Genomic DNA, 14859 nt, shown 5'->3' with positions numbered 1-14859 from the left:
TGGAACTATTTTGGTAAATCTTCCGTTCCTTCTTTTACGAAACGTCTAGATTCTTTCATCCAATAATAAAATAATACTAAAAGAACCGCTAAAAATATCCAGTTTACAGCATTGTTCATCCACCAATTTAAATCGCCTTTACGCAAAAAATCAAAAGGAATAAAAAGAATTTCAGTGAATAACTGGCCGATCCATTTAAAAATATTGAATGCTATCATATCTTACTATATTTACACTGCAAAAATATAAAAACAATTCATGCTAACCAACTTTTTTGGAAAATCAAAACCAATCAATTACATCGTACTTCTTGTATTAATATTGACGTATTTTTCCTTTTCCTTTTTTGGTGTTTTTTCTATAGAAAATATTGACCTTGATCTTGTCTTAAAACAATCAGGTTTACTGGTATTACTATTAATGTATTGTTTTATGTTTGGATTTATATTGTCGAAAAACAAACTGACTTTAGGTAATTCGTATGGCTTTTTAACTTTGGTGAGTCTTTTTGGTTTTTTTCCTGTAATCTATCAACACGCCGACACACTCTTTTTTAATATAGTAATGCTGGTTTTTTTCAGGAGAGTTGTAAGTTTAAGAACGGCTAAATCATTTTTTGAGAAGTTGTTTGATAGTGGTTTTTGGCTTGCAATATTGTTTATTATTGAACCATTTTCTTTGATTTTTTCTGTGCTGATTTACGTAGCCGTTTCATTATTTCAGAAAACCAATTACCAAACGCTATTGATTCCGGTTGTTGGATTTATTACTCCTTTGATCATTTATTTTACCTATTGTTTTTGGTATGACATTTTAGATGATTTTTACCAATTGTTCGATGGATACTCTTCATTGAGTTTAGATGTGTATAATTCGAGCACCTACGGAGTGCCCCTAATGTTGATCGGAGTATTTTCATTGCTATCATTGATTATTAAAACCCCTAAAGTAATTCTCATAAGCGGAAACTATAGGAAATATTGGATTATAATCACTATAACGTTATTGCTGTCAATTACCTATATAGTTCTTAAGAATGAAAAAAATGGATCGGAATTATTGATTGTATTTTTTCCAATTTCAATCATGATAACGAATTGGATAGAGTCGATAGAACGTAAAATATTAAAAGAAATCGTTTTGTTACTATTTCTTTTAGGACCAACAATTTTATTTATTGTTTAGGGCCAAAAGCGAGGTCTCCTGCATCACCCAAACCAGGAACAATATACCCTTTGTCGTTGAGTTTATCATCAATTGTGGCAATCCAAAGATCTGCATTACTACCAAATTTATCTTTTATAAAGTTGATGCCATCTGCTGATGCAATTACCGAAGCTAGGTGAATTTTCTTTGGCGTGCCATACCTTTTAATGGCTTCGTAAACTGCGACTAAAGATTGACCTGTTGCTAGCATTGGGTCTGCCAAAATCAACGTTTTTCCTTCAAGACTAGGAGACGCGAAGTATTCTACCTTAATGTCAAAATCTGCATCATTGTTGGGATGGTATCGATAAGCGGATATAAAGGCACTTTCGGCATGGTCGAAATAATTCAAAATCCCTTGATGTAAGGGTAAACCTGCTCTTAAAATAGAGCAAATTACCACATCTTTTTCAAAAAGAGCAATGTCCTTAGAGCCCAAAGGGGTAGTGATTTTTTCAATGTTGTACGATAATTCTTTACTTAGCTCATAGCTAATAATCTCGCCGATTCTTTCAATATTTCTTCTAAAGCGCATTGCGTCTTTTTGTACCTGTACATCTCTAATTTCTGAGATGAATTTATTTAAAATGGAGTTGTTTTCTGAAATATGGTGAATCTTCATTATTCTTTAAAAATTGTTAAAGTTTGTTAAATTTTTGTAACTTGCTAGCATCCAAAATTAATTTTTTTATTGGTTTTAAATCATTTTTTATAAAAAACAATCAAAAGTTAGTTAACCAAAATGAAAGAGTTTCAGTCATGAAGCTCTTTTTTTATATATCAAGGATAGTTTTGATTTTGGCGCTAATAACTGATGGATGGATGGATGCCATTACATTTTCATAGCCAGGGTATACTTTATTGCCATAAATGGAGCACGGAATACCAGGATATTTTTTTAAATCAGGAAGAACACAATAGTCTAAAGGTTGCTTAAAAGGAGCGAATCCAGCATATGGATGTGTCACTCCCCAAATGGTTACTGTTTTTACCTGTTGCATAGCAGCTAGATGAGCATTTCCAGAGTCCATAGAAACCATAAGATCGAGTTGCGATATTACATTCAATTCATCTTTTAATGACAATGTACCTGCAAGATTAAGAACATTAGAGAATTTATTTTCAATATCTCTTAAAAGAGCTATTTCTTTTTCGCCACCTCCAAATAAAAACAATCTCACATTGTTCTCCTGAATTTGAGAAATAACTTCTTCCATTAGTCGTAAGGGGTATGTTTTACCATCAAATGCCGCAAACGGAGCGATCCCAACCCATTTTCCTTGCTTTTCTCCTGTAAGAGCTAAACTCTTCTTCGAAAGAGTAGATCTTGATACTGGTGCTGGATTATCCAGACCTACTAAAAACCCTAAACTTTCAAACACATCTGCGTATCGTTGATGTGAAGTTTTTAATTGCTTAAAAACCTTGTTTTTACTTCTTGTTAGAGCTTTCTTTTCTGCTCTTCCTTTATCTATATAGGCAACTTTAAATCCAGAAAGCTTGAAGTTGAGTCGTAGTATTTTGGAGCGTAATACATTATGGAGATCTGCCACATGTGTAACACCCAAATTCTTCAGCTCCTTATGCAACCTTAACAACCCTGGAAAACCTTTGTGCTTCCCCATAACATCTGCTGCGTAAAAGCTAACATTTGGAATATCTTCAAACAATGGAGTTAAAAAGGGTTTAGATAAAAAGGTGATTTTAACAGACGGATGTTGTTGTACAAAAGCTCTAATTACAGGAACAGTCATAGCAACATCGCCCATAGCTGATAATCGGATCACTAAAATATGCGTCTTTGTATGCACGTCGAGTATTTGTAAGTAAAAGTACTCTTTTTTTTGACTTTTCGATGAGCCTCAATTTTAGTGAACAACATGGTGTTTTTATTGTGTTATGAGTATAAAAAACAGCGCTGTTTATCCTCTAAATAAAATGTATATTTGTGCGATATTATTAAATAATAGTATATGATTCAATCTATGACTGGCTACGGTAAATCCGTACTCCACTTACCTACTAAAAAAGTTACTATTGAAGTAAAATCTTTGAATAGTAAAAATTTAGATTTAAATGTTAGAGTTCCTTCTTTCTATAAAGAAAAAGAACTAGCGGTTAGAAAAAAACTAGCAAGTAATTTGGTAAGAGGAAAAGTAGATTTCTCGATTTATGTAGAAATGACGGCGGATGAAACTTCTTCTACGATCAACAGTGGTGTGGTTTCCGAATACATGAAGCAACTTAGAAATGTTGTTCAGACTGGAAGCTCTGATGATGTTGAGCTTTTGAAAATGGCTGTGAGAATGCCAGACGCGCTGAAAGTAGAAAGAGAAGAGTTGGATGAAAATGAATGGAAAGAAATAGATAGTCACATAGATGTTGCAATAAAAGAAATTGTACAATATAGAATTGATGAGGCAGCTTCTTTGGAAACTGATTTTAAAGATTGCATACTCAACATTAAAAAGCATTTAGAAGTTGTAAAATCCTTGGATGGAGATAGAATTGAACATGTAAAAAAGAGATTGCAAAAGGCGTTAACGGATCTAAAAGTAGAGGTAGACGAAAATCGATTTGAACAAGAGTTGATCTATTATTTAGAAAAGCTTGATATCAATGAAGAAAAAGTGCGATTGGCAAACCATTTAGATTATTTCTTGCAAGAATTAGATAGTAGTGATTCTAATGGGAAAAAATTAGGTTTTATTGTCCAAGAGATAGGTAGAGAGATTAACACTACAGGTTCTAAAGCAAATTTTGCACCGATGCAGAAATCCGTTATTCAAATGAAAAACGAGTTGGAGAAAATTAAAGAACAAATCCTAAACGTACTATAAATGTCAGATTTTAAAGGAAAGCTTTTTGTTTTTTCAGCCCCTTCAGGATCGGGAAAAACTACCATTGTACGTCATTTGTTAAAACAAGAAAGATTAGGCTTAGAATTTTCCATTTCGGCTACTTCCAGAGAACCAAGAGGAGAAGAGGTAGATGGTACAGATTATTATTTTATAAACAAAGAAGAATTTATCCAAAAGGTTAAAAAAGAAGAGTTTGTAGAATGGGAGGAAGTTTATCACGATCTTTTTTATGGAACCTTAAAGACCGAAGTTGAACGTATCTGGGCTTCTGGGAAACACGTCATTTTTGATATTGATGTCGTAGGAGGTCTTCGAATTAAGAAGAAGTTTCCAGAAGAAACATTGGCTGTTTTTGTAAAACCTCCAGATATTAACGAATTGATTAGACGATTGAAGAATCGAGGTACTGAAAGTGATGACAAAATTAAAATGCGAGTGGCCAAAGCCTCAGTAGAGATGGCACTAGCTCCTCAATTCGATACCGTGATTAAAAACTATGATTTACAAGTAGCACTCAAAGAAGCAGAGGAACTGGTAGCGGATTTTCTAAAACAATAGGGAATGAAAATTGGATTGTATTTTGGAACATTTAATCCTATTCATGTAGGGCATATGATCATTGCGAATCATCTTTTAGAATATTCGGATCTGGATGAAATATGGATGGTTGTCACACCACACAATCCACATAAAAAGAAAAGCTCATTATTAGACAACCACCATCGTTTAGAGCTAGTGTATTTGGCAACGGAGGAATACGATGCTATTAAACCTACAGATATAGAGTTTAAAATGCCGCAGCCAAATTATACGGTTCATACATTGGCTCATATTTCTGAAAAATACCCACAACACGATTTTTGCCTAATTATGGGAGAGGATAATTTGAAGAGTTTTCATAAATGGAAAAATTATGACGCTATTTTAGACGATTATCACATTTATGTATATCCAAGAATCTCTAAAGGAAAAATAGAAACACGCTTTGATAATCATCAAAAAATTCACAAGGTCGATGCTCCTATTGTAGAAATTTCATCAACGCTCATCAGAAATGGGATAAAGGCCAAAAAGAATGTACGCCCTATGCTAAATGAAAAAGTGTGGAAGTATGTGGATGAAATGAATTTTTACAGAAAATAGTTTGACTATTTTTTCGTTGTATATTTGTCTAACTAACACTCTATTTGGTGGCTGAAAGCAAAAAAAGGAAAGGGAAACTTAAACAAAAACTTACTGATAAGTATCGGTTAGTGATGTTGAATGAAGATACTTTTGAAGAACGATTTTCTTTGAAACTTTCACGCCTGAATGTATTTGTTTTTAGCGGTGTATTTTCAGTAGTGTTAATAGGTCTTACTATTGTGTTAATTGCATTTACACCACTAAAAGAATACATTCCTGGATATTCCTCTACAAAATTGAAGCGAGATGCAACTAGGTTGGCCATTGAGTCCGATTCTCTAAAGATTCAACTGGCGATGTTAGAGAATTATACAAAAGCAATTCGTCCTGTATTAACAGGTGAAATAAATGATGAAGAAACGATAGACTCTATTACGGACCTCTCAAGAAAATATACTGTTGACGTGTCTAAACTAAATGCAAGTAAAGAAGATTCTATTTTTAGGGAAGAGGTAGATCGAAAAGATCGATTTCCACTATCAGAAGGATTACAGAATAAGGCCAAAATAGTATTTTTTGCACCTATTACTGGAAGTTTATCACAAACGTTTAATGCTAATAACAAGCACTTTGCGGTAGATATTGTAGCAAAAACAGGAACTCCGATCAAAGCAGTAGCAGATGGGACTGTTATTTTTTCTGAATGGACTGCAGAGACGGGGTATGTGATTATTTTAAAACATGCTAATGGATATATTTCTGTATATAAGCACAATGGTAATTTATTGAAACAACAAGGAGATTTGGTAAAATCAGGAGAAGTAATTGCAAGTGTAGGATCTACAGGAGAACTGACTACAGGACCACATTTACATTTTGAATTGTGGAGTGGTGGTTATGCCGTGAACCCTCTAAATTATATTGATTTTAATTAGATGAGTGTTAAATCCGTTTTTGCGATCCCTTTTGCCAAACAAGTTGCTAGAAGAGTTTATAAATGGGCAAACAACCCACATAAAACTCAAGATAAAGTATTTAAAGAACTGATTTCGAAGGCAAAAAATACGGCTTTTGGAAAAGACCATGATTTTGAAAATATTACTTCCTACGAAGATTTTAAAAAACGAGTTAAAGTACAAGATTATGAAGGTTTACGACCCTACGTAGATCGAATCGTTGCTGGAGAATCGGATGTGTTGTGGAAAGGGAAACCTATTTATTTTGCCAAGACTTCAGGAACCACCTCGGGCGCAAAATATATCCCAATTACAAAAGACTCTATGCCTACACATATTAAGGCAGCTAGAAATGCACTGCTGTTTTATATTGCGGAAAAAAAGGACGCAAGTTTTGTAGATGGAAAGATGATCTTTTTACAAGGAAGTCCTGTTTTAGAAGATAAGAACGGGGTGAAGTTGGGAAGACTAAGTGGAATCGTAGCGCATTATGTTCCACAATATTTATTAAAGAATAGGCTACCAAGTTGGGAAACAAATTGCATCGAAGATTGGGACACCAAGGTGAATGCAATTGTAAAAGAAACAATTCATGAAGACATGTCTGTGATCAGTGGAATTCCTTCTTGGGTTCAGATGTATTTTGAAAAACTGATCGAGGAAACTGGTAAATCGGTATCTGAACTATTCCCTAATTTCAACTTCTTCATTTACGGAGGTGTCAATTTTGAACCGTATAAAAACAAGTTCGAATCCTTAATTGGAAAAAAGATTGATTATATAGAACTATACCCAGCCTCGGAAGGGTTTATAGCATACCAGGATTCTCAAACCGAGCCAGGAATGTTATTACAGTTAAAAAGTGGTATTTTTTATGAGTTTATTCCTGCAGATGAGTTTTTTGATGAAAACCCGACCCGAATATCTTTAAGCGATGTGAAATTGGGAGTAAACTATGTGATTATCTTAAATACGAATGCTGGACTTTGGGGGTATAATATTGGAGACACCGTAGAGTTTACTTCGCTTAAACCATATAGGATAAAAGTAACAGGAAGAATCAAACACTTTATCTCAGCATTCGGGGAGCATGTGATAGGGAAAGAGGTGGAGAAAGCATTGAACGATGCTATAAAAGATACCAATACTACGGTTAGTGAGTTTACAGTGGCGCCGCAAGTAAATCCGACTGAAGGATTACCCTATCATGAATGGTTTGTTGAATTCGAAAATGAACCAGAAAATATAGTGGATTTAGCGACTAAAATAGACGCTTCCATGCAAACGCAAAACATATATTATCAAGATCTTATCGAAGGAAAAGTATTACAACCTCTGATCATCAGAAAAGTGAAAAAAGGAGGTTTTCATGAGTATATGAAGTCGATAGGGAAGTTTGGTGGACAAAATAAGATACCTCAGTTATCTGATAATAGAAAGATTGCAGATGTGTTACAGAATTTTTTAAAAGAATAGTAAATGTCATTCCGAATGAAATGAAGGAATCTCATAATTGAAATGAGATTGCCACGTCATTCTTCCTCGCAATGACCAAAAAATAAGAATATGAAGATCATTTCAACGAATTTAGGAGATAAAAGAGAGATCGACTGGAAAGGGAAAAAGGTAACAACCGGAATTTTCAAATTCCCGGTTGATGATTCCATATTTCTGGATGTTGAAACCGTAAAAGAAGATACTATTTGTGATCGCAACTATCACGGAGGAATTGATCAGGCAGTCTATGGATATTCTCTAAAACACTACGATTTCTGGAAAGAGAAATATCCAAATTTAGATTGGAGCTATGGAATGTTTGGAGAGAATTTAACCATTGACGACCTAGATGAAACAAAGATTCATGTTGGAGATACTTATAAGGTGGGCGAATGTATTGTAGAGGTAACGAAACCACGACAACCATGTATGAAATTGGGCGTTCGTTTTAACAATATGAAGGTGGTAAAACAGTTTTGGAATACAACGATGAGTGGCATCTATTTTAAAATACTACAAATCGGAAATGTCAAAGCAGGAGATGTGTTTGAACAATTAAAAAGTTGTCCTGAAAATCCAACCATTGCAGAGGTTTACGAGACTAAGAAATAAAAAACCTCAAAAACTTCATTAGGTCTTTGAGGTTAAAAGTTATTTGAATAAGGATCTAACTTTTTCTGAGAAAAATATCGCCGCTGATTGTCTTTAATTCCAATGAAGCCGAACCATTTCTAATTTTGCCACGTACTTTTTGTTGTCCGCTGTACTTATTCTTTTTATTAGAAGTGAAATCTATATCCAAATCAGAGTATACTCCTCCAGTTAGGGTTTTTGCTTCAAAAGTTGCATCTGAAATTACGACATCAATATCGCCACTGATCGTCTTTAAGAACATGTTTTCTGAATGTCTCTTAACAGTAATATCTCCGCTAATAAGGTCTAAGTTCAATGCACCTACATAGGCATCTGCCACCACACTTCCCGAGATACTTTTTACTTTTAGCTCCATGTTTTTTGGAACGTAGATCACATAGCTGATCTCCATAGTGTTTTGGTTATAACAATTGCAATCTCCGTCATCTGAATTACGAGAATAATTACGATACTTTTTAAAGAAGTCTCCATAATCAGACTTTACTGTGTACGAATCTCCAATTTTATTGGTCTTTAAACTGAAATAATCGTTGTGTTCATTGTCATTGATATTCACCGTTGCTTGTACAGAGATTTCATTTTTATTCCAGTTTTTTACTTCGATATTGTCTGCAAATTTGACATGTACATACACATCGTTTATTCCTCTACTGTTTTGATTTTCAGTAACTTTCTTTTGTGCTGTTAGGTTGCTAAAGGTCAGTAACAATCCTATGAATAAGATATATCTTTTCATGATGTTTAATTTAAAAGGTTTATGCGATTTGCTAGGAGATACTTATTTTTTTCTTAGGTAAATAGTACCCATTGATGATTTGATTTTGATTTTAACTCCGCCACCATTAATGGATGCTTTGATACTCTTTGTTGGGCTCACTCGCTTCAATCCTTTTTTAGGTGGAGCAGGAAAATCAAAATTGGTATATACGGCACCTTGCGTTCTTAATTCTAAATCGGCTTTGGTGCTTCCTGGGATACTTACGTCAATTTCAGATACTGAAGAACTGATGGTAATAGGAGAGGATTGACTCACTTTATCAAAATCTATATTAATAGACCCCACACTTGTGTGAACAGTTAAAGGACCTGTTACATTTTTCATATTGATGGAGCCTACATTTGTCTCAGCTTCTACTTCTCCTGTGAATCCATCTACTTTTAGAGAACCTAGATTTCCAGAATCTACAGAAACATTCATCGTTTTTGGTAAATTGATCTCTAAACCTCCATGTCTTTGGAATTGAGATTTTAGATCTCTAACCATTAATGTAGTTCCATCTTTTGAAATAGAGAATCCAAACCCATTGGTATTATCTTCTCCTCCTGGATAAATAGGTTTTAACCCTTTTCTTTTATCTTCTTTTGATTTGTCCTTGTGATTGTCATTCCAGTTGTAATTATTTTTTCCATCCTTACGTACTTGTTTAATAACTAACTGGGTGGTGCTACTTGCTACAACGCTCACAGTAGTATTTGATTCTATGACTACTTTGTTAACTCCTTGCAAAGAGTGTTTGTATTCTTTTTTCTGGGCGAAAACTGTGCCTGATAAGAATAATGCTATGATGATTAATTTTTTCATGATTTTACTTTTATAATAAATTAGGTAAATTTGATTGTAACTCTTGTTTAACATATGAAGGCACGTCTTTATTTTCTAAGAGTTTCTTCATAGGTTCTAAGGCTCTTTTTTCTTGAATTTTAGCTAAAATTTGAATCAATTCAATCTGAATCGCCGGATCTTTATCTGTTTCTAAAGATTTTATTAAAGCTGTTTTTACAATTTCTTCTGATGTAAACTTAGAGAGCGCTTCTACTGCAGCTAAACGCACACTTGTGTTCTTATCAAAATACAATCGTTCTATTAAAGCTTCGATTATTTTTGTGTCTTTACTTGTAAATTCTTCTTCCGAAGTGGTTACGGCCTGTATTCTTTTACTAGCCGATTGATTTTCAAACTGGGCCAATACTTCGGCAGTTCTTAGTTCGTTTGGATCAATTTTTCCTTCCGAATCAGCAAACCTTCCTAGTAAAAATGCACTCACTACAATGAAGATACTTGCCGCCACTCTCAAGTAAGATTTCCAATTTGTAGAACGGTCTATTGAAATTACCTTCGGCTCTAAAGCGGCTTTTTCCTCAGCTAACAATTGTTCGAAATTAGCACGTAACTTAGCTGATGGCTGATCTTTAGGCTCTCCAGAAATCGCAGTAAACAACTGTTCTAATTCCTGTAATTCTTTTTTACAATCCGCACAATCTTCTAAATGAGCTTCTACAGCAATGTTTTCTTCTTTAGACAATTGCTTGTCTAAGTAATCTGCTAATTGATATTGTATGTCTTTACATTTCATTGGTTGCCGTTTGAAAATATACTTCCTTTAATTTCTTTACTGCTCTATGCACCCTCACTTTAACAGCAGTTTCCGTGCTGTCTATGATCTCTGCTATCTGAGCATATTTTATTTCTTGCATTCTATGCATCACGATTAATTCCCTATCTGAAGGCTTTAATTGTGCTAATGCTTTTTGTAAATGATCTAATTCTTCTTTATTACTATCTGTTATCAAAACTTCTCCAGAATCTAAAGAATCGTCATGGATCATATAGCTCCGTTCTTTTTTTTGCTTTTGGTAATAACTCGAAAAAATATTGCGAGCTATCGTATAAATCCAGGAAGCAAAATTGCCACTATTATAAGAACTTCTATATCGAATTACCTTTGCAAATACATCTTGCGTCAGGTCTTCACTAACCATTTTATCTCTCGTCATTTTATATAAGAAATTAAATATTCTTATATGATATCTGTCAAACAGAGTGGTAAGCATATCTAAGTTTCCATTAGATACTTTTAACATGATTTCTTCGTCAGTTAATGCTTTCAACGAGTAATAGTTTTGGTTAGCTTCTGTAGTAAAAACCATCAATTTACAAAAAGGTTACATTTTGTAGTAAATTTTTTTAAAAAGTAAGAATAACAGGAAGTTGGCTTATACCGTTTTTTCTTTTCTGTGTAATAATCGCGTCAATTTCATAGACATGTCTAGAAAGATAATTTTAGCATTTCCATTTCTTTCTATATGGTAGATAGCGTCATCTAGTTCTTTCTGAATATCTAAAATGTTATCTGCATGTACAAAAGGAGCGAATTTAGAAATATCAAATCCTGTTTGAGTTTCCAAGAATACTAAGTCAGGACTTTTATAATTGAGAAGCAATGCCTGTCTAAAGAATTGCAGGCAATAGTGTAAAAATTGCTTTTGTGTTTCTCTGCCTGATTTTGCTACGGTATCCGACCATGCAATTAATTGCTGTACTACAGCGGCATTTCCTTTAGCCTTAAAAGCAGTTCTTATCCATGCAACAAACCATTCTTCAAAAACAAGGTCTTTAGAATCATGATGTAATAGGTGTACAGCTTTATTGAAATTGCCTTCGGCCTGATGCGCTATTTTAGCAGCTTCATTTTCTGATACCCGTTCTCTTTCCATTAATGCCTGAACAACATCCTGTTCACTCAATGCAGGAAAGTGTAATGCCTGACATCTAGAGGTAATAGTTTTAATGATCTGTTCCTCATTTTCAGTCACCAACAAAAAGATAGTCTTCTCGGGAGGTTCTTCGATCAACTTTAGTAATTTGTTAGCGGCAGCAATGTTCATTTTTTCAGCCATCCAAATGATCATAACCTTAAATCCTCCTTCGTACGATTTTAGTTGTAACTTCTTAACAATACCCTCTGCTTCATCAACTCCAATTAATCCTTGCTTATTCTCTACACCTATATGTCTAAGCCAGTTAAATAATCCTCCATAAGGCTGTGAACCTATAAAATCACGCCAATCTTCTAAAAAGAGATCGCTAACAGGATGTTTTTTAATGTTGTCGTTTGTAGTAACGGGAAAAGCAAAGTGTAGGTCTGGATGCTGAAGCTTTTCACACTTTAGATTACATACTTCTGCATTCTGAGAAGAACTACACAAGATAAACTGGGCATAGGCGATGGCCATAGCTAAAGTTCCAGAACCTTCCTTTCCAACAAATAATTGAGCATGCGGAATACGTCCATTTTCAGCGGATGCCTGCAAATGTTTCTTGATGTGTTCCTGACCAATAATTTGATTGAAAAGCATAAGGCAAATATAAGTGATAATAGCAAAGAAAACGATATTTTAAATTTTAGAAATAGGATTTCTGTAAACGTGCTTAAATAGTTATTTTTGTTCAAAATTTCCAATACATGAAAACCATTAACGATTTTAATTTTGAAAATAAAAAAGCATTGATCCGTGTAGATTTTAATGTGCCTTTGAATGATAATTTTGAAGTAACAGATACTACGAGAATCGAAGCTGCAAAATCTACGATTATAAAAGTATTGGAAGATGGAGGAGCGGCTGTATTAATGTCTCATTTAGGAAGACCAAAAGGAGTTGAAGAAAAGTATTCCTTAAAACACATAGTTCAAAAAGTTTCTGAGATCATCGGAGTACAGGTGCAATTTGTAGAAGATTGTGTTGGAGCTAATGTAAGTGAGGCTGTAAGTAATTTACAAAACGGACAAGTATTATTATTAGAGAACTTGCGTTTTCATCCAGAAGAAAAATTAGGAGATGTTGCTTTTGCAGAAGCATTATCGAAATCAGGAGATGTTTATGTAAATGATGCTTTTGGAACTGCACATAGAGCGCATGCCTCTACGACTATCGTAGCACAATTCTTTACAGACAAAAAATGTTTTGGAAATTTACTAGCAAGAGAGATTGAAAGTATTGATAAAGTGCTGAATAATAGCGAAAAACCTGTATTAGCAGTATTGGGAGGTGCTAAGGTTTCATCTAAGATCACGGTAATTGAGAATATTTTAGATAAGGTAGATCATATTATTATTGGAGGAGGAATGACCTTTACTTTTGTAAAGGCACTTGGAGGAAAGATTGGTAACTCCTTGGTTGAAGATGATAAAATGGATCTTGCCCTTGAGATTCTAGACAAGGCCAAGGCTAAAAATGTGCAAATTCATTTACCTGTAGATGCGGTTATAGCAGATAGTTTTAGCAATGAGGCCAATACAAAAACGGTTCCTGTAAATGAGATCTCAGACGGATGGATGGGCTTAGATGCTGGAGCGCAAACAGTGTCCAATTTTGATGCGGTAGTACGTCAATGTAAAACGATTCTATGGAACGGTCCTTTGGGAGTTTTTGAAATGGAATCTTTTGCAAAAGGTACGATAGGATTAGGGAATTCCATCGACAAAGCTACTCAGAATGGCGCTTTTTCTTTAGTAGGAGGTGGAGACTCAGTGGCGGCAGTAAAACAATTTGGTTTTGCCAACAAGGTAAGTTATGTTTCTACTGGTGGAGGTGCAATGCTAGAAACCTTAGAAGGTAAAACCCTACCAGGAATAGAAGCGATCTTAAATTAATAAATAAGCAATTGTTATTTCGCCTGCCTTGTGAGTAGATAATCGCAGTCGAAAAACCTTGTTTAAATCAAAGGAAATAATGAAGTACACAACTATACCCAATACCGATATTAAGGTTAGTAAGATTTGTTTGGGAACTATGACTTTTGGAGAACAGAATTCAGAAGCTGAAGGACATGAGCAAATGGACTACGCATTAGCAAATGGAGTCAATTTTTTTGATACAGCAGAATTATATTCTGTTCCTGCTAGGGCAGAAACCTATGGAGCTACTGAGAAAATCATTGGAACATGGTTGAAAAAGACCGGAAACAGAGATAAAGTAGTTATCGCAAGTAAGATAGCAGGAGCAGGTCCTTATACGGCACACATCCGTAGTAACGGGTTTGCCAAAGAAGCATTGATTTCGGCGGTTGAAGGTAGTTTACAAAGATTGCAAACAGATTATATCGATCTATACCAATTGCACTGGCCAGAAAGAGGTGTGAATTGTTTTGGTTTACGAGATTACCCGTATCAAACAGCTGCTAAGGAAGCCGAGAACCATTTGGAGATTCTGGAAACTCTGAAAGATTTAAAAAAACAAGGTAAGATCAGAAGTATAGGGTTGTCTAACGAAACCCCATGGGGAACCATGAAGTACCTGCAAACTGCAAAAGATCATGATTTACCAAGAATGTCTACGATACAAAACTCCTATTCATTGATTCACAGAGCTTATGAATATGGAATGTCTGAAGTATCATTACGAGAAGATATCGGATTGTTAGTGTATTCTCCATTAGGTTTTGGAGTACTTTCAGGAAAGTATCTGAATGGGCAAATGCCGGAAGATTCAAGGGTAAAGCTTTTTCCTAATTACAATAGGTATTCAAGCCCTCAATCAGAAAAGGCAGTATCAGCATATCAAAAGATAGCCGAAAAACATGGAATGACCTTAGCGGAAATGTCATTGGCATTTATAAATCAATTACCATTCGTAACAAGTAATATTATTGGAGCTTCAAAAATGAGTCAGTTAAAAGAAAATATTGGGAGTATTCATATAGATCTTTCAGAAGAGATCATTTCTGAGATTAATCATGTGCATGCACTAATGCCGAACCCAGCACCATAGATGTTGAATAA

General features: G+C 34.5%; 17 protein-coding genes. 9 read left to right on the top strand and 8 right to left on the bottom strand.

Features of this window, described 5'->3' with window-relative positions:
- Window positions 1-5: 5 nt before the first annotated feature.
- Window positions 6-218, bottom strand: a complete 213-nt coding sequence (locus RQM59_RS02305) for a DUF6341 family protein (RefSeq protein WP_349240443.1) — start codon at window positions 216-218, stop codon at window positions 6-8.
- 40 nt (window positions 219-258) lie between these two features.
- Here RQM59_RS02305 and RQM59_RS02300 point away from each other — a divergent pair, with 40 nt between their 5' ends.
- Window positions 259-1185, top strand: a complete 927-nt coding sequence (locus RQM59_RS02300; RefSeq protein WP_349240442.1) for a DUF6427 family protein — start codon at window positions 259-261, stop codon at window positions 1183-1185.
- Here RQM59_RS02300 and upp read toward each other — a convergent pair.
- Entirely contained in the window at window positions 1175-1828 is a 654-nt protein-coding gene (gene upp, locus RQM59_RS02295) for a uracil phosphoribosyltransferase (protein ID WP_349240441.1), read from the bottom strand. The genes RQM59_RS02300 and upp overlap by 11 nt on opposite strands.
- A 151-nt stretch (window positions 1829-1979) precedes the next feature.
- Window positions 1980-3017 carry a glycosyltransferase family 9 protein gene (locus RQM59_RS02290; protein WP_349240440.1) on the bottom strand — a complete coding sequence of 346 codons (1038 nt, stop codon included), beginning with the start codon at window positions 3015-3017 and terminating at the stop codon, window positions 1980-1982.
- 162 nt (window positions 3018-3179) lie between these two features.
- Between RQM59_RS02290 and RQM59_RS02285 the strand changes: the two genes are divergently transcribed.
- The 6 genes from RQM59_RS02285 (at window position 3180) to RQM59_RS02260 (ending at window position 8257) form a co-directional block, all read left to right on the top strand.
- Window positions 3180-4046, top strand: a complete 867-nt coding sequence (locus RQM59_RS02285) for a YicC/YloC family endoribonuclease (RefSeq protein WP_349240439.1) — start codon at window positions 3180-3182, stop codon at window positions 4044-4046.
- The gene (gmk, locus tag RQM59_RS02280; protein WP_349240438.1) at window positions 4047-4625 is read left to right on the top strand and encodes a guanylate kinase; all 579 of its coding nucleotides are present in this window, start codon (window positions 4047-4049) and stop codon (window positions 4623-4625) included.
- A gap of 3 nt (window positions 4626-4628) precedes the next feature.
- Window positions 4629-5210 (top strand): nicotinate (nicotinamide) nucleotide adenylyltransferase, encoded by a 582-nt coding sequence (nadD, locus tag RQM59_RS02275; RefSeq protein ID WP_349240437.1) that lies wholly within the window; start codon window positions 4629-4631, stop codon window positions 5208-5210.
- A 47-nt stretch (window positions 5211-5257) separates the two neighbouring features.
- Entirely contained in the window at window positions 5258-6127 is an 870-nt protein-coding gene (locus tag RQM59_RS02270) for a M23 family metallopeptidase (RefSeq protein ID WP_349240436.1), read from the top strand.
- The gene (locus tag RQM59_RS02265; RefSeq protein ID WP_349240435.1) at window positions 6128-7624 is read left to right on the top strand and encodes a GH3 auxin-responsive promoter family protein; all 1497 of its coding nucleotides are present in this window, start codon (window positions 6128-6130) and stop codon (window positions 7622-7624) included. It abuts the gene before it with no gap.
- Window positions 7625-7714: 90 nt separating this feature from the next.
- Window positions 7715-8257: an MOSC domain-containing protein gene (locus RQM59_RS02260; protein ID WP_349240434.1), complete on the top strand. Its 543-nt coding sequence runs from the start codon at window positions 7715-7717 to the stop codon at window positions 8255-8257.
- Between the two features lie 55 nt (window positions 8258-8312).
- On the opposite strand, the gene RQM59_RS02255 is transcribed toward RQM59_RS02260, so the two are convergent.
- The 5 genes from RQM59_RS02255 to RQM59_RS02235 form a co-directional block, all read right to left on the bottom strand.
- On the bottom strand, window positions 8313-9035 hold the full coding sequence (locus tag RQM59_RS02255; RefSeq protein WP_349240433.1) for a DUF4097 family beta strand repeat-containing protein: 723 nt from the start codon (window positions 9033-9035) through the stop codon (window positions 8313-8315).
- A 42-nt stretch (window positions 9036-9077) separates the two neighbouring features.
- On the bottom strand, window positions 9078-9881 hold the full coding sequence (locus RQM59_RS02250) for a DUF4097 family beta strand repeat-containing protein (RefSeq protein ID WP_349240432.1): 804 nt from the start codon (window positions 9879-9881) through the stop codon (window positions 9078-9080).
- A 10-nt stretch (window positions 9882-9891) separates the two neighbouring features.
- Window positions 9892-10653, bottom strand: a complete 762-nt coding sequence (locus tag RQM59_RS02245; RefSeq protein ID WP_349240431.1) for a HEAT repeat domain-containing protein — start codon at window positions 10651-10653, stop codon at window positions 9892-9894.
- The gene (locus RQM59_RS02240; protein WP_349240430.1) at window positions 10643-11188 is read right to left on the bottom strand and encodes an RNA polymerase sigma factor; all 546 of its coding nucleotides are present in this window, start codon (window positions 11186-11188) and stop codon (window positions 10643-10645) included. Before RQM59_RS02240 ends, RQM59_RS02245 begins: the two co-directional genes overlap by 11 nt.
- 105 nt (window positions 11189-11293) lie before the next feature.
- Window positions 11294-12436, bottom strand: a complete 1143-nt coding sequence (locus RQM59_RS02235) for a DNA polymerase III subunit (protein ID WP_349240429.1) — start codon at window positions 12434-12436, stop codon at window positions 11294-11296.
- A gap of 107 nt (window positions 12437-12543) precedes the next feature.
- Here RQM59_RS02235 and RQM59_RS02230 point away from each other — a divergent pair, with 107 nt between their 5' ends.
- Window positions 12544-13731, top strand: a complete 1188-nt coding sequence (locus RQM59_RS02230) for a phosphoglycerate kinase (RefSeq protein WP_349240428.1) — start codon at window positions 12544-12546, stop codon at window positions 13729-13731.
- A gap of 79 nt (window positions 13732-13810) precedes the next feature.
- Window positions 13811-14848: an NADP(H)-dependent aldo-keto reductase gene (locus tag RQM59_RS02225; RefSeq protein ID WP_349240427.1), complete on the top strand. Its 1038-nt coding sequence runs from the start codon at window positions 13811-13813 to the stop codon at window positions 14846-14848.
- Window positions 14849-14859: the final 11 nt, after the last annotated feature.

This window comes from Asprobacillus argus (genome assembly GCF_032248395.1).
GTDB lineage: Bacteria > Bacteroidota > Bacteroidia > Flavobacteriales > Flavobacteriaceae > Polaribacter > Polaribacter argus.
Note: the sequence above shows the minus strand (reverse complement) of the source record. Positions and strands in the feature narration are given on the sequence as shown.

Coding starts and splice junctions, on each gene's coding strand:
- RQM59_RS02225 (WP_349240427.1), top strand. CDS start 13,811: ATGAAGTACACAACTATACCCAATACCGATATTAAGGTTAGTAAGATT.
- RQM59_RS02235 (WP_349240429.1), bottom strand. CDS start 12,436: ATGCTTTTCAATCAAATTATTGGTCAGGAACACATCAAGAAACATTTG.
- RQM59_RS02260 (WP_349240434.1), top strand. CDS start 7,715: ATGAAGATCATTTCAACGAATTTAGGAGATAAAAGAGAGATCGACTGG.
- RQM59_RS02250 (WP_349240432.1), bottom strand. CDS start 9,881: ATGAAAAAATTAATCATCATAGCATTATTCTTATCAGGCACAGTTTTC.
- upp (WP_349240441.1), bottom strand. CDS start 1,828: ATGAAGATTCACCATATTTCAGAAAACAACTCCATTTTAAATAAATTC.
- RQM59_RS02285 (WP_349240439.1), top strand. CDS start 3,180: ATGATTCAATCTATGACTGGCTACGGTAAATCCGTACTCCACTTACCT.
- nadD (WP_349240437.1), top strand. CDS start 4,629: ATGAAAATTGGATTGTATTTTGGAACATTTAATCCTATTCATGTAGGG.
- RQM59_RS02300 (WP_349240442.1), top strand. CDS start 259: ATGCTAACCAACTTTTTTGGAAAATCAAAACCAATCAATTACATCGTA.
- RQM59_RS02230 (WP_349240428.1), top strand. CDS start 12,544: ATGAAAACCATTAACGATTTTAATTTTGAAAATAAAAAAGCATTGATC.
- gmk (WP_349240438.1), top strand. CDS start 4,047: ATGTCAGATTTTAAAGGAAAGCTTTTTGTTTTTTCAGCCCCTTCAGGA.
- RQM59_RS02305 (WP_349240443.1), bottom strand. CDS start 218: ATGATAGCATTCAATATTTTTAAATGGATCGGCCAGTTATTCACTGAA.
- RQM59_RS02245 (WP_349240431.1), bottom strand. CDS start 10,653: ATGAAATGTAAAGACATACAATATCAATTAGCAGATTACTTAGACAAG.
- RQM59_RS02265 (WP_349240435.1), top strand. CDS start 6,128: ATGAGTGTTAAATCCGTTTTTGCGATCCCTTTTGCCAAACAAGTTGCT.
- RQM59_RS02255 (WP_349240433.1), bottom strand. CDS start 9,035: ATGAAAAGATATATCTTATTCATAGGATTGTTACTGACCTTTAGCAAC.